Source organism: Dellaglioa sp. CoH-57-MRSF-19, assembly GCF_056781975.1.
Window position 1 is genome coordinate 1 of sequence record NZ_JBXAXW010000004.1, and the last position, 23020, is coordinate 23020.

Here is a 23020-nt window from a genome sequence, read left to right on the forward strand (position 1 = left end):
GGACATACAAAAATCCCTCCATGATTATCGGATGAAATTATATTATTTCATCTGACAACCATAAAGGGATTATTACAAAGCTTTAAAAACTCAGTGGCGCCTTTTTCACAAACAAGAAACAGAACTAGAAAGTTCAAAATCTGTTTATTTTTTTAGTACGAAAGAATATATGACGCAACAGAATGTTGTTGATTTAGGATTAGAACAAAGTTCTAACTTCAAAAAAGTCTATGAAACATATCAAGATATTTTATTAGCTATCAATAAAGCCGACACTTCTAATTTAACTCAGTTATTAGAAGACTATCAACCTAATAACAGTGAAATGGATACTGTAATAACCACTTTTAAAAAGAATCAGCATTATATTAAAAATAGTTTATCTTCACCATATTCAAATGGCCCTATAGAGGGACTTAACCGAAAAATTAAAACACTTAAACGTAGCTGTTACGGTTTCAGAAACTGGCATCATCTATTTGAAAGAATTTTATTAATTCATAACTAAAAAAAGGAAATCCTTTTGGATTTCCCTTAATTAAATTAGACGTTTATCGTCTCACCAACACTATTTGACGCAGACCCAAAAATAAGAAGCCCTACAAACCATAGTTTGTAGGGCTTCTTAAGTATTTTACATATTTTTAATTAATTGTCTTGCAATATACGTTGCATAATACTTTGAACCATCGGGATCTGGATGAACATTATCATCATAAAACCACTCTGTATGATCCTTACTATATGAATACCAATCAATTATATGCAAATTTGAATATTTTTTCTTTTGTGTCTCCAACATGCTATTAACGGTACCTTCCCAACGCCTTGTTGGGACATGTACATTAATCCAGTAAACTTGTTTCCCCGAACCAACTGCACTCATAATATCGTCAAACTGATCGGTTGTAAATGGACTATTTGTCCCTAAACCAATAACAACGTTATCTTGAAGTTTACCTTGCTTAGCCAACAACCTAATATCATCAGCAGCTGTATATACCTGACGACCGACTTTTGCATCAACATACATATGTGGGAAATCATCTTGTAATATGTTTTCTCCATCTGCCAATACAGAATCACCAATTGCCGTTGCATATACGCTTGAGGCTTTTTTTGTCTCAGCCTTTGTTAATGATGTTGGGCTTTGTTTTTCAGCAACTACTTTTGAAGAACTAGTTTTAGAAGCACTTTTGCTACTTGATTGTTTTTTCTTAGAACTAGACGAGCTCGGTTTTTTTAATGCGTCAGCATTCTTTTTATCAGCTACTTTAGCATTCTCACTAATAGTATTCTGTAAAGCATTCACTCCAGTAATTGAAAGACTTGGTCCGTTAATTATTCCAAACAACGCTATACCAATTATTAATGCACCCACAATAATAGAAAATTTTTGACGAGTTTTTTTAATATCCTTTGTAAAGGTTTCTTTAATAAATGTAAATGTTTGTTTATAATTAAATCTTTGTAGAGGTCTTTCTAAGAATCGATATGACAAATCACTCACTAATAAAATGATAGATATTTCAATTAGCGCGTTTAGCCATGGATGATCACCTATACTCTGAATCTTTGACTCATAGAATACCATTATTGGAAATTGATATAGGTAAATGCCATAACTTCTCTTACCAACCCAAGTAAAAACAGGATTTGTCATAATTTTGTTCATATCCGCTCCAGGATGTGCAATTGTAGCTACAAAAATCATAACTAAAACTGAAAAGAAAAACATCCCTCCACGATAAACAAGCGAACTTTGATCTGACATAGTCAAAAACAAACTAATAATTGTTATGAGCGATACTATACCTAACGCATCTAAAACAAATCGGCCTTTTTTTGAAATTTCCTTTTTTAAAGAACTGCTTGGCCAAATAAATGAAAGTGCTGACCCCAATAAAATTGAAAACATTCTTGTATCCGTTCCATAATAGACACGACTTGGATCAGATCCTGCTTTATACAAGAAGGCCATCGCTAATGCGGAAATAAAAGCTAAGATAAAGATAAGATTAAAAATCCGTTCTTTTCGTTTTAAAAACACAATTAGCAACGCCACTATAATAGGCCAGAAAAAATAGTACTGACCTTCAATTGATAGCGACCAAAGATGCGTAAATGGTGATGGCGTCCCGAAATGATCAAAATATGATTCTTTGTGCAAAACTTGAAACCAATTATAAACATATAACAAATTTGATGCGAAAATTTCTTGAATATTTTTCAATAACTCTCTTTGAAATAGTGTTATATAGGCAATAGTTGCAATCAACATCGTCAATAACGCTGGATAAAGTCGTCGAACCCGTCGAATATAAAAGCCTAGAACATCAATTTTTTTATTTTGTTCCCATTCCTGATTAAGTAAATCAGTAATCAAGTAACCCGATACAACAAAAAATATCGGTACACCTAAGTATCCACCTTGTAGACTAGATGGCACGAGGTGATAAAGGATAACCCCAATAACAGCCAATGTCCTCACGCCATCAAAGCCAGTAATATATCTGGCTTTTTTTAATCTTTTTTTCTTATCCATCTTGTTCCGTTCTCCTCTTATCTTATATAAATTACCCTTTTATTTGCTGATAGCGTAACCGTAAATTATTAATATTCCGAATTATTCAACGAACTCAAATGAGAATTTATCAATTCTCACTATATCCCCACTTTTAGCACCACGTTCACGTAAAGCATCATCGACACCCATACCACGAAGTTGACGTGCAAAACGCATCAAACTTTCGTCTCGGTCCATATTTGTCATTTGGTATAGACGTTCTAATTTTTCTCCAGAAAGAACCCAAGTTAAATCTTCATCCCTATTAATAACAAAATCAGGTGCAGATTTTTCTTGTTCTTTTTCGAAATCATAGATTTTTTGTTGTGCTTCTTGTTCTTTCAAGTTTAGTGCTGGGAACATTGGTGTTTCTTCCAATAAATCACCAGCTACATTCATTAAGGTTTGTAGTCCCTCACGAGTAATAGAAGAAGTAGAAAATACACGAGGTGTTTCTTCCACTGTAGAATCTTCTGCCAATTGTTTTTTAAATGCTTCTAACTGTTCTGCAGCCCCTGGCATATCCATCTTACTTGCCACAATTAATTGCGGACGTTCAAGTAATTCAGGGTCATAATTTTTTAATTCTTTATTAATCTTAAGATAGTCGTCAAACGGATCACGACCTTCTTCAGGATTCATATCAACTAAATGAAGAATAACACGTGTCCGCTCAATATGACGTAAAAATTGAATTCCTAATCCAACGCCAACTGAAGCCCCTTCAATCAATCCGGGTAAATCAGCAATAACAAAATCACGGTTATCATCTAAACGAACCATCCCTAAATTAGGTGATAACGTTGTAAAATGATAATCTGCAATTTTAGGTTTGGCACTTGTCACAACTGAAAGAAGCGTTGACTTACCGACAGATGGAAATCCAACTAACCCAACATCAGCTAAAACTTTTAATTCAAGTTGAATTTTACGTTCTACTCCAGGTTCACCATTTTCAGAAATTTCTGGAGCTGGATTTTTAGGACTAGCAAATCTAATATTGCCACGACCACCTCGACCACCCTTGGCAACAACAGCATAATCTCCTTTATGAACGAGATCAGCGATTACTGCTCCTGTTTCAGCATCTTTAATTGTTGTTCCTTCTGGTACTTGAACTCTTTTATCAGGTGCACCATGTCCGTGCATCCCTTTAATCATTCCTTTTTCACCAGATTCAGCTCTAAAATGTTTACTGTATCTAAAATCCATTAAAGTTCTTAATCCTTCATCTACTTCAAATACAATACTACCACCACGGCCACCATCACCACCGGCTGGTCCACCATTAGGTACATATTTTTCTCGACGGAACGCTACCATCCCGTCGCCACCTTTACCTGCTTTTATTTCAATTGTAACTTGATCTATAAACATACGATCACCTATTCTTTCCGTTGACTACTAACTTACTATTTTAAAGAAGAAAAAGTCATTTGTCTATGTATTTACTTAACTCTTTTAAAAATTCAAGCCAATTTCTCATATTTCAAATTTTTTTGGTATTTTTGAATGTTTTTGGTTGATTTTGAATGTTTTTGGTGGTATTTTATTTATAAGGAGTTGAGAAAGTGCTTACAATTGAAAGGTGCCAATATATTATTTCTGAAATTGACAAACATGGTTATATTAAGTTACAAGATATTTGTCATAAATTAAATGTCTCAGAATCAACTGTTCGACGCGATTTACAGCAGCTTGAAACTGATGGTGAATTAGTAAGAGTTCATGGTGGTGCACAAAGCATCCAATCATTAAAAGTTGAAGCAAATTTAGAAGAAAAATTTTCATTAAATACGCCAAATAAAATAGCAGTTGCTAAAGCTGCTGCAAATTTAATCAAACCTAATAATGTGATTTTTCTTGATGCTGGTAGTACAACTTTCGCAATGATTCCCTATCTTAAGTTAGTTAACAATCTAACTGTTGTTACAAACGGTGTTAATCATGCACTTTCTCTTTCTGAAAATGATATTAGAACAATCGTCATCGGTGGTCAAGTTAAAGCTAATACAAAGGCTATTGTGGGAGCTGATAGTATTAAATCAATCAAGAACCTTCAATTTGATTTAGTCTTTCTCGGTATTAATTCAATTAACAATAAATTTGGATTTAGCACACCAGATCCTGAAGAAGCCGCAGTTAAACTGGCCGCAATTCATCAAAGTCGACAAACTTATGTTTTAGCCGACAAATCAAAATTTAACCAAGTTTCATTCATTAAAGTTGCAGATCTTAATCAGGCTACAATTATCACTGATAAATTGCCGGTAACTGATTCTGAAAATTATAAAACACAAACAAAAATTTTGGAGGTACAACAATGATTTACACAGTAACTTTAAATCCTTCTATTGATTACATCGTTCAACTAGATAAGTTAACGCTTGGCGAAGTTAATCGGATGGATTATGATACAAAATTACCAGGTGGTAAAGGTATAAACGTTTCCCGAATTTTAAATGAATTGAATCAACCTAATAAAGCACTTGGTTTTATTGGTGGATTCACAGGTGAATTTATTAAGTCAGCTATGATAGCTAATCACCTAGATACTCAATTTACAAAAATAAAAGCTGATTCTAGAATTAATATTAAAATAAAAGCTGACCAAGAAACCGAAATAAATGGTAAGGGTCCTCTAATATCAGATGATGAACTTAAACTATTCAATGAGCAATTTGAAACATTGACGTCTGATGATACTGTCATTTTAGCTGGTAGTTTAGTTCCTAACCTATCTCAAGATTTTTATTATGAATTAATTAAAGTAATTCGTTCTAAAGGCGCACAATTTGTTATTGATACAACTGGTGAAGCACTATTGAAAACAATTAGTGAAAAACCTCTCGTCGTGAAACCAAATCACCATGAATTAGCCGAATTATTCAATGTTACTTTAAACGGTATCAACGATATTGTGAAATATGGTCAAAAATTATTAGAATTAGGTGCACAACATGTTTTAATTTCAATGGCTGGCGATGGCGGCCTATTGATTACTAAAGATGCTGTTTACCAAAGTAATGCGCCTAAAGGGACTGTTATTAATTCAGTTGGTGCTGGCGATTCAATGATTGCTGGTTTTACAGGTACCTTTGCAAAAACTAATGATCCTATTGAAAGTTTTAAATATGGACTAGCTTGTGGCTCCGCAACTGCATTTTCTGAAGATATTGCAACTATTGAAAAAATTAACGAAATTTTACCACAAATTGATATTAAGAAAATCTAACTATTATAAAAGGAGTTTTACACTATGGACTTAAATGAATTATTACTTAAAGATGTCATGATTATGGATCTTCAAGCAACAACAAAAGCCGAAGCAATTGATGAAATGGTACATAAATACTTTGAGGCTGGCGTGATTGATGATGAGGAACTTTACAAACAAGACATTCTAAAACGTGAAGCACAATCAACTACTGGTATCGGTGAAGGTATTGCCATGCCACATGCAAAAAATAAAGCTGTTAAACGTGCTACTGTCCTATTTGCTAAAAGTAAAGCAGGACTTGACTATGATTCACTTGATGGTCAACCTACATTTTTATTTTTCATGATTGCTGCTCCTGAAGGTGCAAACGATGCCCATTTACAAGCATTAGCTGCTTTATCAAGTCTATTAATTAATCCCGATTTAGTTGATAAATTAAAAACAGTCACAACTCCAGATGAGGTTCAAGCTGCCTTCACTGCCGCTGAAAATGAAAAAGAAGCAAAAGAAGCTGCTGCACAACTTGCTGCTAAAAACACTGATGTTAAACCATCAGGTAATCCATACGTGGTCGCTGTAACAGCCTGCCCTACTGGTATCGCTCATACTTATATGGCTGAAGCTGCCCTCATCAAACAAGCTGAAGAGATGGGCGTTGACATTAAAGTTGAAACAAATGGCTCAGAAGGTATTAAGCATCGTTTAACTGACGAAGAAATTAAACGTGCGTCTGGTGTCATTGTCGCCGCTGATAAAAAAGTTGCTATGGATCGTTTCGATGGCAAACCTTTAATTAACCGTCCTGTTACCGATGGTATTAAAAAAGCCGAAGAATTGATTACTGCCGCAGTAAACGGAAAAGCACCTATTTATCATGCTAAAGGAACCGACGCTGCTGAAAATGATGAAGAAACCTCTGGTAGTGTTTGGAATGAAATTTATAAGAACTTAATGAACGGTGTATCACACATGTTACCATTTGTTGTTGGTGGCGGTATCTTAATGGCACTCTCATTCATCGTTGAACAATACGTTCCCGGTGGCTCAAGTTCACAAACTTTTATCTTCTTAAATGGAATTGGTAATTATGCATTTGCTTTCTTAGTACCTATCTTAGCCGGTTTTATTGCTATGAGTATTGGTGATCGTCCTGCCCTTATGCCTGGTATTGTTGGTGGTTACATGGCTAACTTTGCTGCCGCAAATGTTATTAAAACTGAATCTGTTTCTGGTTTCTTAGGTGGTTTAGCAGCTGGTTTTATTGCCGGTTATGTTATTGTCGGTCTTAAAAAACTCTTTAAAAACTTACCAAAATCACTAGATGGGATGAAACCTATCCTAATCTACCCTATTTTATCCTTATTAATTGTCGGCGCGATTATGTTCTTTATGGTTAATCCTATCTTCGCACAAATTAATCATGTCTTGTCAGATTTCTTAACTCATATGGGAACAGCCAATGCCGTCTTAATCGGTACAATTCTTGCTGCTATGATGGCTATCGATATGGGTGGTCCATTTAACAAAGCAGCTTATACATTCTCAATTGGTGTCTTCACTTCTACTGGTGATGGTAAAATGATGGCTGCTGTTATGGTTGGTGGTATGATTCCTCCACTTGCAATAGCTATTGCATCAACATTCTGGAAAAATAAATTTTCTGAAGATGAAAGAAAAGCCGGTTTGTCAAACTACATTCTTGGTATTTCATTTATTACTGAAGGTGCTATTCCTTACGCAGCAGCAGATCCATTACACGTCATTACATCAAGTGTAATTGGTGCTGCAATCGGTGGTGGTTTAAGTCAATTCTGGAACGTCTCTGTTCCTGCACCTCATGGTGGTCTTTGGGTAATTGCCTTAGCTACAAATAAAACGTTCTACTTACTTTCTGTTTTAATTGGTGCTGCAGTTGCAGGGATTATCCTCGGTATCTGGCGTCCAGTTGCAAAAGAAAATAAGAAATAATTCGTTTAACTTTGAAGAGCTATCAGGATAATACCTGATAGCTCTTCTTTATTTTAAAATAAAAAGGAGTCCTTAATGACATAAATCTCTGTCATTAAGGACTCCTTTTGTAAATTTATAATGATAATTTTATTGTTTGTGCGACTGTCTTTGAAATACCTAATCCTTGTAACTCTTCCATTGAAGCGTCTTTAATATGTTTCATCGACCCAAATTCTTTTAACAATTTCGTTTTGGTTTTTGGCCCAACACCCTGGATAGAATCTAAACGAGAACTAAGTGAGTTCTTTGAATGAACTTGACGATGAAAGGTAATGGCAAATCGATGGACTTCATCTTGAATCCTTTGTAAAAGGTAAAACCCTTCACTCTTTGGATCCAATGATAGTCTTTGATCAGCATCACCAAACATTAAATCAGATGTTTTATGCTTGTTATTTTTAACCATCCCCGCTACTGGAATCATTAAATCTAATTCATTACTTAAAACGTCTTTTGCAGCTTCTATTTGTATTTCAGCACCATCCATTAAAATTAAATCTGGCATAGGCTTACCTTCCTTCAAAAGACGTGTATAACGTCGGCGAACAACTTCACGTGTACTTGCTGCTTCATCCGCATGATCAACTGTATTCAACTTATATTTGCGATATTCGCTCTTCTCAGGTTTACCATCAATAAAACTAACCATGGCTGATACCAGATCAGTCCCTTGTATATGTGAGTGATCAAAAGATTCTATTCGATGACCTTCTGGAATCCCCATAGCGTCTGTAATTTCTTTCATGGCACCAGTTGTTTTGCGCCCATCTAATTCTAGTAATCTGAATTTTTCTTCAAGAACTAAGCGAGCATTTTTTTTAGCTAATTTTAAAAGTTCACTTTTTTGCCCACGTTGTGGTGTCCGAATTGGTACTTGTAAGATATCAGATAAGATATCTGTATCAATTCCTGCTGGAACTAATATTTCTTTTGGTAACACATTATTTTTTCGATTATAAAACTGAAGGATAAAAGTTGCCATTTCTTCTTCAGCCGTTGTTACAATTGGAAAAAGTCTTTTTTCTCGCTTCATTAATCGTGCTTGCCTAATAAAGAAAACTTGAATTGACAACCAACCTTTATCCAGATAGAAATTAAACAAATCTCTAGGTGTATTATCATTTGAAATGATTTTTTGTTTTTCAACAGTAACTTCAATAAAATGAATTTGATCACGTAATTCAGCGGCACGTTCAAATAACATTTCATCCGCTGCCTTACTCATTTCTTTTTTTAGTTTTTGTTTTGCTACAATCACATTACCATTTAAAAATGATTTGATTTTTTTTATTTGAGCCTCATATTTTTCATGCGGAACTTCTTTAAAACAAGAGCCTAAACATTGCCCCATATGATAATACAAACATGGTCGCTTCTGAAATCCATTGCATCTTCTTAAAGGATAAACTTTTTGTAAAAACTGCAATGTTTCCTGAGCTGCATAAACATTTGGATAAGGACCAAAATAAAATCCACCGTCCTTATTAACCTGACTAACGATTTGCATCATTGGGTCTTTTTCATTTGTAATTTTAATATATGGATATCCAGTACCTTTCTTTAATTTTATATTATAATACGGCTGATGTTTTTGAATTAAAGTAATTTCCAACAGAAATGCTTCTTTATCAGTGGATGTAATAATTGTTTCAAAATCAACAATTTGAGAAACCAATTTAGCTGTTTTTCCATCATGCGCACTTTTGAAGTAAGAACGCACCCGATTTTTTAAATTTTTTGCTTTCCCAACATAAATAATCTGACTATTTAAATTTTTCATGATATAGCATCCTGGTAATGCTGGTAATAATGCTAATTTATTTTCGATATGCTCTGAAGCCAATCGAGGCACCTTCTTTACGTTAATATATGCTTTAATTATACCCCGAACAAGCGTTTGAATAAAGAAAATAGATTCCAAATAGACGGGAGTCTATCTGAAATCTATTTTTTTACAATATCTTTGATAAAAAATCTTGCGCACGTTCTGACGTCGGATGATCAAAAACATCTTCTGGACGTCCTTTTTCTTGAATATATCCTTGATCCATGAACCAAATTTGATCTGCTACTTCTCTAGCAAAACCCATTTCATGTGTCACAACTACCATCGTCATTCCGTCACTAGCCAACGTTTTCATAACTTTAAGTACTTCTCCGACCATTTCAGGATCTAATGCTGAAGTTGGCTCATCGAATAAGAGTACTTCTGGATCCATGGCTAATGCTCTGGCAATCGCAACTCGTTGCTTTTGACCACCAGATAAACTATCTGGATATTGTAGTGCCTTATCTGCTAATCCAACTTTTTCTAATAAATTGGTAGCTATATCAGCTGACTCTTTATCTGATATATTTTTAACTTTCATGGGAGCCAATTTTATATTCTCAATTACATTCATATTTGGAAACAAATTAAAACCTTGAAAAACCATCCCCATTTTTTCTCTCAATTGATTTAAGTCTTTTTCATTTAAACTTGTTAAATTTTCACCTTCGAATAAAATATCCCCTGATGTAGGAACTTCAAGTAGATTCAGACAACGTAAAAAGGTACTTTTACCAGATCCTGATGGTCCAATCACACAGATAACCTGTCCTTTATCAACTGATTCAGAAATATCTTTTAAAACATCATTTTTTCCAAAGGATTTTCTTAATTTATTAACTTCAATAATTTTAGACATGCTTCATCTTCCCTTCAAAGTAATTTAATAATTTAGATAAGCTAAATGTTAAAACAAAGTAAATTAACATTGCAACAAAGATAGGCGCAATACCTTTATAAGTAGCTGATTGAACCATTTTCATCTGATAAATTAAATCAGTCACACCAATAATAGAAACAATTGAACTTTCTTTTATTAATGTTATAAATTCATTTCCCAGAGCTGGCCAAATATTTTTTAGTGCTTGTGGAATAATAACAGACTGATACGTCTCTTTCTGTGAAAGCCCCAAACTTCTTGCTGCTTCCATTTGTCCATCATCAACAGAAGAGATTCCCGATCGTATTACTTCAGCTATATATGCGCCTGAATTAAGCGATACAGCAATAATACCTGCAATTAGCGCTGGAATATTTACTAACATTCCAATACCGAAGTACACAAACATCACTTGAATCATTAGAGGCGTTCCACGAACAAATTCAATGTAGGATACTGCAATTACTTTAATCACTTTATTTTTGCCCAAACGCATGAGTGCTAGCAACGTTCCTAATATAACACCAACAATAACTGAAACCGCCGTTATTAATAAAGTATAACCAATTCCTTTGGCAAAATATTTCCAATAGTGAATCATTGTGTTATCCGATGTATTTTTTGTTAAATAATTACTAGCCTCAGGTAAATATGTCGTATTTATTAAATTTTTCTTTTTAATTTCTTTAATAGACTTATTTACAGCTGCCACCAAAGTATCGGAATTCTTTGCAAATCCGGCTGCAGCTCCCCTTGCATCAGGCGCTGAGATAAATCCAGGATTAACAACTGCTAATGAACTATCATTTTGTGCGTATGCTTTAGCAGTTGGTTCTTCCATGGCAACACCCGCTACCTTACCACTTTTAAGCGCTAAAATTAAATCGGTTACTTTAGCCAACCCTTTAATATTCACATTTTTTATTTGTTCTTTACTCATTGTATATTGAAGCGATCCAGTTTGAGCCCCAACTGATAGCCCAGAAAAATCATTTAAAGTCTTATATTTATCTTCATCAGTCTTATTAACCAACATCATTTGTTTTCCATTGTAATAAACATCTGAAAAATCAATACTTTTTTTACGATCATCCGACGGATTCATACCTGAAATAACCATATCAATTTTATTAGTTTCTAAGCCAACAAGTAATGAGTCAAAATCCATTTTCTTAATTACTAACTTAACTCCAATGTCTTTAGCAATTTTTTGTGCAATTGAAATATCAAATCCAACGATTTTATCATCGCCATTAACTGTTGTTTGAAATTCATAGGGTGGATAATCTGGACTTGTTCCAAGTACTAACGTTCCCTTATCCTTAACATTCTGTAAAGAGTTACCAGTTGCAGCACTTACTTGATTACTACCAACTAACATCATGAAAAATGCGATTAATATACCTATAAACCATTTTTTATTTATTTGCATCAATTTACTCCTCTTTTTTAATTTCTCTTATTAGTGAATAAATCGATTATATGCTACAAAGATTTTTTATGCAATTAAATACATATAATAAATGACTTTATACATATAAAAGTTATTTAAAGCGCTTTTTATGCATTAATCAGTTGTCTTGTATTCATTTTAATAAACTGTTATTCTATATTTACATAAGGAGGCTACAATTATGAGCTTAAAAATCCAACGCCAAGATAACTTGGAAAGTTTATTTGATAAATTTGCACTTGACCCTAAAGATCCTGCTAAAGTTGAACTTAAGTCTTCAGAAACGGAAGAGAAGCCTAGTTCTGATGTTAAAGAATCGAAACCTAAAAAATAAAAAAATTCAGATAAGTTATAAACTTATCTGAATTTTTTTATTTTTTAAATCCATCTGGGTAACGTTTATTTAATTTTAAAATATTATCTCTTGCAACATCATCAAATTCAATATCGGCCCATTCAGCAATTTGGGATAAATACCAAAGTACATCTCCCATTTCTTTAGTTAATTTCACTTTATCTAATTCTCGACCTTTAAAAGTATAATCTTTAATTAAATCAACTAATTGTCCACCTTCAGCCGCAACACCTAATGCACAATTTGTTAAAACTTGTTCAGTTCCATATAATGTGCGATTTGCTGCTTCTTGATATTCATTAAATTCCATTTTTTTCTCCTAGTTCTGTATGACTTTCAATCCATTGCCAAATCTCTTCTTTTCCAGATTTGTCTTGAGCCGAAAATAAAACAAAATCATCTTCAGGTGTCAAAGACAATGAACGTCTTATGATACTCTCATGTTGATTCCACTTACCACGAGAAATTTTGTCGCTCTTTGTCGCAACAACCAATACAGGAATATCGTAATAGTGAAGAAAATCAACCATTTGAACATCTAATTTTGTTGGCTCATGTCGAGCATCAACTAATGAAATGACCCCTCTTAAAGAAGTACGTTCTGCTAAATAGGTTTCAATCATTTGTCCCCACTTTGCACGTTCTGTTTTTGACACTTTTGCATATCCATATCCTGGAACATCTACGAAAAATAATTTTTGTTCCACGTTATAAAAGTTCAATGTTTGCGTTTTTCCAGGCTGACTAGAAGTTCTCGCATAACTTTTACGATTTATTAACGTATTTATTAATGATGATTTTCCAACATTAGAACGTCCTGACAGTGCAATCTCAGGAATACCATCTGTTGGATACTGTGCTGGTGCAACGGCACTCATAACAAGTTCAACATTATGAACATCCATATTAAACACCTTCCTTTCAATACTCAAACCATTTTACCATATAAAAATGTGTTAATGTAACTTAATCTGAATCAAAAAGCTTTACAACATGAATTAAATAATTCGATGTTGTAAAGCTTTTATTTTGTTGCTGCCGTTTGGATAATCCAAATTATTTGTACTTCCGAATATGTTACCACATGCGTTGTCAAAATCTGAATTAAAGTATTGGGCCAATAAAATAAATATTCCCCACTACTATCTTTAGCATTTGCTGTTATATTAGTTGAATCTCCAGAAATTAGATCACCATAAGTTCTTGGCATATTCTTTAATCCAGACTGTAACTTTGGCCGAAATAAGTCAACATGTACAATATCGTTTGACTTATATTGTAGCCTACCTTTCAATTGCCATGATGGTGTCAATCCATCAGTTGCGATTATTTGCAAATAAGGTGATTCTCTATTATTACTATCAGAATAAATTGCAAATTCTGAATTATTTTTCTTAACATATTTGTTAACCGTATTAGGTAACGTACTGTACCCATACGTTATGTCTGCAGACACACTTTTAAGTGTCACGAGCATACTGAAAAATAAAATAAATAATAATATTAAATACTTACTTATCAGCTTTTTTCTTATCAACATATCTTTTAATAAGGAAAAAGATTAGTATCACTAGGATTGCGAGACCAAGACCTAAAGCAACATACCATAGCGGATTTGTTGCTTTTTGTGGATCTCCAATAGCATCTTTGTTGTACTTACTTGCATCATCATTTGTAATTGTGAAGTTTTTATTGAATTTCCAAGTGTTTTTACCACTTGTTGCTACAGCCTTTAATGTGTAGTCTCCAGCTTCTAATTGACCCTTGTCATAAAGCATTGGGAATTTGAAATTTGAATTAGGAGCCATTGATAGGTTCTTTAATGTTGTATTTTCTAAAACATCTGTTGAACCCTTTTTCATAATTTCAGATTTAATTGTTAATTTAGGAATAATTACGGCTTTATCGTTTTGGAATACAGGGAATACACCTTTACGATAGTTTCTCATACCAGCTTTAACTGATAATAAATTCATATTTGGTTCAACCGTCTTCTTCTCTAAAATTTTAATTCCAATTGCATATGAATATGCATTTGAAATTGAAATCCCTTTTTTATTACTTGTTTCTTTAGTTGAATTATCAACTTTTTCAAAATACCAGCTACCTAACAAAACACCGTTGAAACTATCTTTTGGCATAGTAATTGTAGCCTTAACGATTTTACTTCCTTTAGCAGGAACTGTTACGACACTACCTGAATCTAACTTAGTAAGTGAAGCTAAAGGATATTTCATTGATTTATCAATATTCTTTTTTGCTAATTCTTTTGCATATTCAAGCTGACCATTATCATTTGTAGATGCTGTATAAACAGCATTACGAATTTTTAATGCTTTGTCTGATGAATTAAAGATTTTAACTGAAATCGTTTCTTTTTCCTTAGCATCCAATTTCAAATCAAAGTATGATTGTTTCAAACTAGCTTTAACTTGTTTATCAGATTGAATACTTTGAACACTGTACCCAATATTATTTGCAGGAGCCTTAGCTTCAACAGACTTATTGAATAACCCAAGTCCACCCAACAATACCCCAGAAAATCCGAACAAAATCGCTTTTTTTATTGTTTTATTCATGACGTCCACCCTTTATTATTTATTAAAATTATTAACCTTAAATTCATTATACTACATTTATATTCATTACTATGTCTTTTTTTTAGAGTGTACTCACTATATTTGACAGTCTTTAAATGACTATACTCTAACAAGACTTTAAGATGCTGCTTTCTTGCTCCCTTTAATTATTACAGGACCATCAGTTTGATCAACTGTTGCTTTAGTGATAATTACGCGCTCGATGTCTTCTTGGCTTGGAATATCAAACATAACATCACGCATTGTTTCTTCAATAATAGATCGCAAACCTCGTGCCCCAGTATCTCGCTTAATAGCAAGTTCGGCAACTCGTGACAATGCCTCAGGTTCGAATTCAAGCGTCACACCATCTAATTCAACAAGTTTTGTATATTGTTTAACCAATGCATTTTTAGGTTCCGTTAAAATTCGAACTAAATCTTCTTCTTTTAATTCTTCTAAAGCTGTCATAATTGGTAAACGACCAACAAATTCAGGAATTAATCCAAATTTTAATAAATCTTCTGGAATAATTTGTTGCATAACACTATTTTGTTCATCAATAGTTTCAGAATTGGATTCAGCACCGAAACCAATCGTTTTATCGCCTAATCGATTTTTGACCATTGTTTCAATTCCAGCAAATGCCCCACCAACAATAAATAAAATATTCTTAGTATCTATTTGAATTAATTCTTGTTGTGGGTGTTTACGTCCACCTTGAGGCGGAACACTTGCAATAGTACCTTCAAGAATCTTTAAAAGTGCCTGTTGAACACCCTCACCTGATACATCACGTGTGATTGAAACATTCTCACTCTTCTTAGCAATTTTATCGATTTCATCAATGTAGATAATTCCTTTTTCAGCTTTTGCAACATCATAATCTGCACTTTGCAATAATTTTAAAAGGATATTTTCAACATCTTCACCAACATATCCAGCCTCAGTTAAAGTAGTGGCATCTGCAATAGCAAATGGTACGTTTAAAATTTTAGCTAAACTTTGTGCTAAATATGTCTTACCTGATCCCGTAGGACCAACTAAACAAATATTACTTTTTTGTAATTCTGTTTCGTCATTATCTTCGTCAACTTCAAGCATATGATTAACTCGTTTATAATGATTATAAACCGCAACTGACAACGTTTTTTTAGATTGATCTTGCCCAATTACATAATCATTCAATTTATTCATAATTGCTTGTGGTTTTAATACAAGTAATGGTTCAGAATCCATTTGTTCCCTGAATTCCTCGTCGATAATTTCCTTACATAAATCAACACATTCATTACAAATATAAACACCAGGTCCAGCAACGATTTTCATTACTTGATCTTGTGACTTACCGCAAAAAGAACAATTTACGGGTCCGCCTTCTTCAGTATTTTCGAACATTTTACCACCTCGTATTTTTCTTCTCATCTTTTACTTTATGCATACCTATAGTACCAAATAAAGCAATATTTCGCGAATATTTACGTTCAAATGTATTTAACAAAAAAGATTGAAGCTAATAAACTCGCTTCAATCTCATTCATTCAAAATGATTAATCAAAATATCCGATTAATTATTTATTTTTTCATTTTTGCTTCTTCAACTGCTGAGTCAGCTAACTCGTCAACAACTTTCTTGATAGCAATATCATGTTTTACCATATCGTCTGAAAGAGCAGAACGAACTGCTTCTTCTTCCATACCATATTGTTCTGCTAAGTTTGATATTTCAGATGAAACTTCTTCTTCAGAAGGTTCAATTTTTTCAGCGGCAACGATAGCTTCTAACACAAGATTTGTTTTAACACGACGTTCTGCGCCTTCTTCAAATTGTTTGTGTAAATCGTCTTCACTTGTTCCTGTTAATTGGAAGTACATCTTTGTGTCAATTCCTTGTTGTTGCATATTTGCAAGGTATTGATCCATTTGGCGATGAACATCTTCTTCAATCATTGAATTAGGAATTTCATCAACTTTAGCATTATCAACTGCTAATTCAATTGCTGCATCTTGAATTGCTTCCTTAGCTGCAGCTTCTTTTGTTTCTTTAATTTGATCTTTTGTTTTTGCTTGTAATTCTTCAAGCGTATTAACTTCTTCATCAACATCTTTAGCAAATTCATCATCCATTTCTGGAAGTTCTTTGCCTTTGACTTCATGAACTTTAACAGCAAATACTGCTTCTTTACCACGTAAGTCTTCAGCTTGGTAATCTTCAGGGAATGTAACTTTTACGTCAACATCCTCTCCAGCTTTATGTCCTACCAATTGGTCTTCAAATCCAGGAATAAATGAATTTGAACCTAATTCAAGAGTATAATTTTCTGATTTTCCACCATCAAATGCAACGCCATCAACTTTACCTTCAAAATCAATGATAACAGTGTCGCCAGAAATAGCTGCTTCGTCTTCTTTAAGTACAAGTTCAGCTTGTTGTTGACGTTTTGCTTCTAAACTATCTTCTACGTCTTTTTTAGTTACTCGACGTGATTGTTTAGGAACAGTTAATCCTTTATAGTCACCTAATTCAACTTCTGGTTGAAGTGTAACTTTAGCTTTAAGGACCCATGTAGAATCTTTTTCTAAACTATCAATGTTAATATCAGGTTGATCAACGGGTGATACTTTAACTTCTTCAAGTGCCTTTTCGTATGCTTCTGGCAATAGAATGTTTAAAGCATCTTCGTATAATGATTCTTCACCATACATTCTGTTAAATACTTGACGTGAAACTTTTCCTTTACGGAATCCAGGAACAGTTAAATCTTTCTTAACTTTTAAGAAAGCTTTTTCCAATCCTTCTTTAATTTTATCAGTTTCAATTTCGAATGTTATTTCTCCATTGTTTTTACCTGTTTTTTCAAATTTTGCTGACATTGTTTTCCCTCCGGTAGAACAAAAATTTTATATTCGTACTATTTATATACTTGTCTATTTTACCGTATCATTACTAGATTGTAAATGGTTATAAAAAAAAATTCGAAAAGCAAAAGCTTTCCGAATTTCTTTTTTTAATTAATTAAAAATTAATCATCAATTTCTGAAACGACTCCGGCACCAACAGTACGGCCACCTTCACGAACAGTAAATTTAAGACCTTTTTCAATAGCAACTGGGGCGATTAATGATACTGTAAATGTAACGTTATCACCAGGCATAACCATTTCTACACCTTCTGGTAATTCAATAACACCAGTAACATCAGTTGTATGGAAGAAGAATTGAGGACGGTAGTTTGAGAAGAATGGAGTATGACGTCCACCTTCTTCCTTAGAAAGGATATAAACTTCGCCTTTGAATAATTTGTGAGTTTTGATTGAACCAGGTTGTGCAAGAACTTGTCCACGTTCGATTTGTTCGCGATCAACACCACGGAGTAAAGCACCAACGTTATCGCCGGCTTCACCTTCGTCAAGTGTTTTACGGAACATTTCGATACCTGTAACTGTTGTTTTAAGAACATCTTCATGTAAACCAACAATTTCAATATCGTCTCCGACTTTAACTGTACCACGATCGATACGACCTGAAGCAACAGTTCCACGACCAGTAATTGTAAATACATCTTCAACTGGCATTAAGAATGGTTGGTCTGTAGGACGAACTGGTGTTGGGATGTATGAATCAACAGTATCCATTAATAATTCAACTTGTTTTACAGCTTCTGGATCGCCTTCAAGGGCTTTAAGAGCTGAACCACGGATAACAGGAATATCATCGCCTGGGAAATCATATTCGCTTAATAATTCACGAACTTCCATTTCTACAAGGTCTAATAATTCTTCATCATCAACCAAATCAGTTTTGTTTAAGAACACGATAAGGTAATCAACACCAACTTGGCGAGCAAGTAAGATATGTTCACGTGTTTGAGGCATAGGGCCATCAGTTGCGGCTACAACTAAGATAGCACCATCCATTTGTGCAGCACCAGTGATCATGTTTTTAACGTAATCAGCATGTCCTGGAGCATCGATATGTGCGTAATGACGTGCAGCTGTTTCGTATTCAACATGGGCAGTATTGATAGTAATACCACGTTCACGTTCTTCAGGTGCAGCATCGATTGAAGCGAAATCTGCTGCTTCACCGAAACCGTTGTCTGATAATACTTTACTAATTGCAGCTGTTAAAGTTGTCTTCCCATGATCGACATGTCCAATAGTACCAATATTAACATGGGGTTTTGTTCGTTCGTAATGTTCTTTTGCCATGAATAAGAGCCTCCTAGTGTTTTTGTAAGAATAAAACAGTTTTAGAAAATCTAACCCTGATGATTCTTTGTTTTTATTATACTACTTCTTTATTTAATAACAAAATACATTATCATCAAATAAAGAAGAATCCTTAAAATATTATATAGACTGTTTAGAGTTTTGTAAATACCTATTTAAAGAATACTGAAACTTTTTATCTCGTCTTAAAATAACCTGGTTAAATCTACGCTCATACAACTAAATCTAAGTGAAATTTTGGATTCTTTATTAGAATATCATAGATTACTGTAAACGGCTAGCTTTACCTAATCATTAATTCATAATTTCAGTTAATTCTTTCGAAAGTAATGCATTTAATTCAACCATATACGTTAAATTTTCAGTCCTTTTAAAAGTGGATTCCATACCTAACTCACTTTTTACTAATTCAATCCATTCTTTCTCAATACCCAAAAAATCACTTGCAAAAGGATAAATCATCCCCAATTTTAAATTTAACATATGATTTAAAGAATTATTCATTTGTACATCAATAGTTCCCTCATCATTTTTTGTTAATTGATTAATTGTCAGTAATACAGGTTCATTTTCATTTGCAACTAATTTTTTTACGTCAATTTTTTTCTGAGTTCCATCAACCCATAAATAGTTTATTATTTCAATATTATTAGGTATCTTTTGTACCTCTTGCAATAGACTTGATTTTATAATTGGATGTACGTCTTTATCCATAAATATTTTTTGACAAGCATCTAAGAATTCATTTTTAGGTAGTACCAGTCCACTTTGAACAATTTGTTGCTGTCCAAAAAAGTCCACTGAACCTAAGTGTGCAAATTGACGTTCATTTTGTCTAAGTTGTTTATCGAATTTTTCACGGCATTCATTTTCAGCATCCAAAACTAGTGATGTGGCAAAAGGTTGCTCTTTAACCAATTGCCAAGCTCGAATAAATTTATTGTTTTTTAACAGTATATTTAAATAAACTGCAAATTGATCCCCACGTTTTAAGTAATCGCTATAAAATTCGTCAGCGATAATTAACGCTTCTTGAAATTGAGCATCCAAAACTAGAGAATTAACCAATAATTTATTATTTTTAAAACTACGATGACCATCATAATTTTTTGTGAATAATTGTGATGCTAGTTGATAATTTTTGTCACTTACAGCCTTTTTTGCTAACTGATAATTTTGTTTCTCTTGGTCGGGAAACGGAATAATTTCTGCCATAATATCCTCTATTTATTCTAAAAAAAGGGATAACAACATTTGTGTTATCCCTTTTTGATTATTTTTCGTTATTTTTTGTTTCCGCCGGTTTAACTTCTTTAGACTTTGTTGATTTTCTATGATACTGATTAATTTCCATAATAACAGGTAAAATAACTGGACGTCGTTTTGTTTGTTCATATAGGAAATGACTCATTTTTTCACGAACATCTTGTTTTAAATGTCCCCAATCAAATTCTTTATTGTTCAAATTATCTTGTACTGTTTCTGACACAATTTCAGCACTCTTTTCAATTAAATCAAGGCTCGTTTTTGTATAAACAAATCCTCTTGATGTAATTTTAGGCTTGTTTATGATTTTTTTCTTTTTACGATCAATTGTGACGACTGCAATAAAAATACCATCTTCAGAAAGTATTTTACGATCTCTCAGTACAATATTTCCAATATCACCAACACCAATACCATCAATCATGGTATTTCCTGCTTCAACTTGCGATCCTAAATTCATTTTTCCTTCAGAATAACTTAAAACATCACCCTTACCAGTAATAAAGATATGATCATATGGCATTCCTAATGTATGTGCTAAATCAGCATGTGCCGCAAGTAATCGATATTCACCTTGAATTGGAACCAGGTATTTTGGTTTCATTAAATTGATCATTAGTTGTAAATCATTTTGACCAGCATGACCTGAAGAATTTAATTCATCAGAAATTGCTTTCACATCAGCTCCTGCTCGGTAAATGAGATCTCTTGTCTTTGCCACATTAGTTTCCATAGCTTTTGACGTTGTTGTCGTAATGAAAACAAGATCTCCTTCATGAATATTAACAGTTGAATGTTGATTTAAAGCCATTCGCTGTAATGATTTTAAAGGTTCACCCATTTTACCTGTTTCCAATATAATTAGTTGATCATCGTCATATTTGCTAATATCACTCATTGGAACAATTAAATTTTCATCAGGAAGAACTAATTTCTTCAAATCCATAGCTGTTTTAACGATTTTTTCAACATCGTGTCCTGTTAATATAACCTTTCGATGACTTTCCTTTGCAGCATTTAGTATCTGTTGTACTCGTAATATATTTGATGCCACACAGGCAACAATAATACGACCTTTTTGATATTCAAATGTTTCATTAATGTATTCGTCAATTGCACTTTCATTGACTGTTGGGAATGGGTTCTCAGCATTAGCTGAATCACTTAATAACGCTAAAACACCATTCTTACCAATCTCAGCTAAACGTCCAAAATCTGTTTGGTAAACTGGTGCCGCAGCTTGATCGAACTTAAAATCACCTGTATAAACAATCTGCCCTTCATCAGTACCTAAAACGATTCCTAATGATTCAGGAATTGAATGGGTCGTTTTAAAGAATGAAATTGTCGTTTTACCAAAATCAATCTCAGTCTGATCATTAACAACGTGAAAATCAGAAAATTTACTTGCCTTAGGATCATTTTCAATATTAATTTTTGCTAATGCAATTGTTAATTCTGATCCAAAAACAGGCACATCAAATTCACTCACAAAGTATGGTAATGCACCAATTGCATCTGCATGCCCATGTGTTAAGAAAACACCTACAATTCGTTCTTTATTTTCTCTCAAATAACTAAAATCAGGAATTACAATATCAATCCCTAATAAGCCATTTTCTGGATACATTAATCCAGAATCAAAAATAAATAGATCATCATCCACTTCAACGACATACATATTTTTACCATTTTCTCGAACGCCACCAAGTGGAATTATTTTAACTTTACTCATTACTTCACCTCTTACATATTTTATATTTTTAGTATTTTCACTAGTTGATTTATTTCATTGTCAGTTAATGCCTCTATTGGTAAACGACACCCACCTACTAAGATACCCTTGTAATTTAAAGCTGCTTTAGCTGGTCCAGGAGATGGAAGAGAAAAAAGTGCAGCCATTTTTGGCGTCAACTCTCTTTGAATATCTCCTGCAAGCTTAATATTTCCATCTTGTACAGCTTGATACATTTTAGTCATTTCAATACCAAATATATGGCTTGCAACAGAAATAACACCACTTGCTCCTAAGATTTTTGCAGTCAAACTATCCGTATCTTCACCAGTATACACCAAGAAATCATCTGGCGTTTGTTCAACAATACGACTTAAATTTTCACTACCTGTACAATCTTTAATACCAATAATATGATTATTATTAGATAACTTAACAATTGTTTCAACAGTCATAGTTACGCCTGTACGACCCGGAATATTATAAATGAAAATAGGCAATTTCGAAGCATTTGCAACTGCTTCAAAATGAGCAATCATACCTTTTTGATTAGGCTTATTATAGTATGGCACAACAACTAAAGCTGCGTCCACACCAGTAATAGCGGCTACCTCATTGGTAAAATCAATTGTCTCCATAGTATTATTTGATCCTGTACCAGCCATAATTGGAACTCTACCATTAACTATTGCCACTGTTTTTTTAATCAAATTTAATTTTTCAGAATGATTCAACGTAGGCGATTCGCCCGTAGTACCATTAACCAGGATACCTTTTGAACCTGTTAAAATTAAATGTTCAATTAATTTAATTAAGCGATCTTCATCCACTTGATTCTGATCATTAAATGGTGTGACCATAGCTGTCATTATATCTACATTTTCAAACATTCGCTT

Annotated in this window: 19 protein-coding genes and 1 pseudogene; 5 read left to right on the forward strand and 15 right to left on the reverse strand. The window is 33.4% G+C overall.

The window, feature by feature from the left end; all coding sequences use genetic code 11:
* Positions 1-85 precede the first annotated feature (85 nt).
* Positions 86-508 (forward strand): annotated as a pseudogene (locus AC1RO3_RS05145) (transposase); the annotation flags it as partial.
* A 126-nt stretch (positions 509-634) separates the two neighbouring features.
* Here the strand turns inward: AC1RO3_RS05145 and AC1RO3_RS05150 are convergent.
* Both AC1RO3_RS05150 and obgE read right to left on the reverse strand, forming a co-directional pair.
* Positions 635-2545: an acyltransferase family protein gene (locus AC1RO3_RS05150; RefSeq protein ID WP_481761719.1), complete on the reverse strand. Its 1911-nt coding sequence runs from the start codon at positions 2543-2545 to the stop codon at positions 635-637.
* Positions 2546-2626: 81 nt separating this feature from the next.
* Positions 2627-3943: a GTPase ObgE gene (gene obgE, locus AC1RO3_RS05155; protein ID WP_409022424.1), complete on the reverse strand. Its 1317-nt coding sequence runs from the start codon at positions 3941-3943 to the stop codon at positions 2627-2629.
* A 194-nt stretch (positions 3944-4137) separates the two neighbouring features.
* On the opposite strand from obgE, the gene AC1RO3_RS05160 reads away from it, so the two are divergent.
* Genes AC1RO3_RS05160 through AC1RO3_RS05170 form a run of 3 tightly spaced genes read left to right on the forward strand, consistent with a single transcriptional unit; the run spans position 4138 to position 7754 of the window.
* Entirely contained in the window at positions 4138-4893 is a 756-nt protein-coding gene (locus tag AC1RO3_RS05160) for a DeoR/GlpR family DNA-binding transcription regulator (protein ID WP_481761718.1), read from the forward strand.
* Entirely contained in the window at positions 4890-5801 is a 912-nt protein-coding gene (gene pfkB, locus AC1RO3_RS05165; RefSeq protein ID WP_481761717.1) for a 1-phosphofructokinase, read from the forward strand. Before AC1RO3_RS05160 ends, pfkB begins: the two co-directional genes overlap by 4 nt.
* A 24-nt stretch (positions 5802-5825) precedes the next feature.
* Positions 5826-7754 (forward strand): PTS fructose transporter subunit IIABC, encoded by a 1929-nt coding sequence (locus tag AC1RO3_RS05170; protein ID WP_409022421.1) that lies wholly within the window; start codon positions 5826-5828, stop codon positions 7752-7754.
* A gap of 115 nt (positions 7755-7869) precedes the next feature.
* Here AC1RO3_RS05170 and uvrC read toward each other — a convergent pair whose 3' ends face one another.
* The 3 genes from uvrC to AC1RO3_RS05185 all read right to left on the reverse strand — a co-directional run bounded on the left by uvrC (position 7870) and on the right by AC1RO3_RS05185 (position 11936).
* Positions 7870-9639, reverse strand: a complete 1770-nt coding sequence (uvrC, locus tag AC1RO3_RS05175; RefSeq protein ID WP_481761716.1) for an excinuclease ABC subunit UvrC — start codon at positions 9637-9639, stop codon at positions 7870-7872.
* Positions 9640-9748: 109 nt separating this feature from the next.
* Positions 9749-10483, reverse strand: a complete 735-nt coding sequence (locus AC1RO3_RS05180; RefSeq protein WP_409022419.1) for an amino acid ABC transporter ATP-binding protein — start codon at positions 10481-10483, stop codon at positions 9749-9751.
* The gene (locus AC1RO3_RS05185; RefSeq protein WP_481761715.1) at positions 10476-11936 is read right to left on the reverse strand and encodes an ABC transporter substrate-binding protein/permease; all 1461 of its coding nucleotides are present in this window, start codon (positions 11934-11936) and stop codon (positions 10476-10478) included. The genes AC1RO3_RS05180 and AC1RO3_RS05185 overlap by 8 nt, the downstream gene beginning before the upstream one ends.
* A 202-nt stretch (positions 11937-12138) precedes the next feature.
* Between AC1RO3_RS05185 and AC1RO3_RS05190 the strand changes: the two genes are divergently transcribed.
* The gene (locus AC1RO3_RS05190) at positions 12139-12291 is read left to right on the forward strand and encodes an SPJ_0845 family protein (RefSeq protein WP_409022417.1); all 153 of its coding nucleotides are present in this window, start codon (positions 12139-12141) and stop codon (positions 12289-12291) included.
* A gap of 37 nt (positions 12292-12328) precedes the next feature.
* On the opposite strand, the gene AC1RO3_RS05195 is transcribed toward AC1RO3_RS05190, so the two are convergent.
* The 10 genes from AC1RO3_RS05195 to dapA all read right to left on the reverse strand — a co-directional run bounded on the left by AC1RO3_RS05195 (position 12329) and on the right by dapA (position 23014).
* Positions 12329-12622: a nucleoside triphosphate pyrophosphohydrolase family protein gene (locus tag AC1RO3_RS05195; RefSeq protein WP_409022416.1), complete on the reverse strand. Its 294-nt coding sequence runs from the start codon at positions 12620-12622 to the stop codon at positions 12329-12331.
* Positions 12612-13217 (reverse strand): ribosome biogenesis GTP-binding protein YihA/YsxC, encoded by a 606-nt coding sequence (gene yihA / locus AC1RO3_RS05200; RefSeq protein ID WP_481761714.1) that lies wholly within the window; start codon positions 13215-13217, stop codon positions 12612-12614. The genes AC1RO3_RS05195 and yihA overlap by 11 nt, the downstream gene beginning before the upstream one ends.
* Positions 13218-13336: 119 nt before the next feature.
* Positions 13337-13789 carry a hypothetical protein gene (locus AC1RO3_RS05205; protein WP_481761713.1) on the reverse strand — a complete coding sequence of 151 codons (453 nt, stop codon included), beginning with the start codon at positions 13787-13789 and terminating at the stop codon, positions 13337-13339.
* Between the two features lie 34 nt (positions 13790-13823).
* Positions 13824-14891, reverse strand: a complete 1068-nt coding sequence (locus AC1RO3_RS05210; RefSeq protein ID WP_409022413.1) for a WxLIP family cell surface protein — start codon at positions 14889-14891, stop codon at positions 13824-13826.
* A gap of 138 nt (positions 14892-15029) precedes the next feature.
* On the reverse strand, positions 15030-16289 hold the full coding sequence (gene clpX / locus AC1RO3_RS05215) for an ATP-dependent Clp protease ATP-binding subunit ClpX (protein WP_409022412.1): 1260 nt from the start codon (positions 16287-16289) through the stop codon (positions 15030-15032).
* 177 nt (positions 16290-16466) lie between these two features.
* A complete protein-coding gene (tig, locus tag AC1RO3_RS05220) occupies positions 16467-17765 on the reverse strand; it encodes a trigger factor (protein ID WP_409022411.1) in 1299 nt (432 codons plus the stop codon).
* A 149-nt stretch (positions 17766-17914) separates the two neighbouring features.
* Positions 17915-19102, reverse strand: coding sequence for an elongation factor Tu (gene tuf / locus AC1RO3_RS05225; RefSeq protein WP_409022410.1), 1188 nt, complete (start codon positions 19100-19102; stop codon positions 17915-17917).
* A 315-nt stretch (positions 19103-19417) separates the two neighbouring features.
* On the reverse strand, positions 19418-20338 hold the full coding sequence (locus tag AC1RO3_RS05230; RefSeq protein WP_481761712.1) for a hypothetical protein: 921 nt from the start codon (positions 20336-20338) through the stop codon (positions 19418-19420).
* 58 nt (positions 20339-20396) lie between these two features.
* Positions 20397-22124 (reverse strand): ribonuclease J, encoded by a 1728-nt coding sequence (locus AC1RO3_RS05235; RefSeq protein ID WP_409022408.1) that lies wholly within the window; start codon positions 22122-22124, stop codon positions 20397-20399.
* Between the two features lie 20 nt (positions 22125-22144).
* Positions 22145-23014 carry a 4-hydroxy-tetrahydrodipicolinate synthase gene (gene dapA / locus AC1RO3_RS05240; protein ID WP_481761711.1) on the reverse strand — a complete coding sequence of 290 codons (870 nt, stop codon included), beginning with the start codon at positions 23012-23014 and terminating at the stop codon, positions 22145-22147.
* Positions 23015-23020 lie beyond the last annotated feature (6 nt).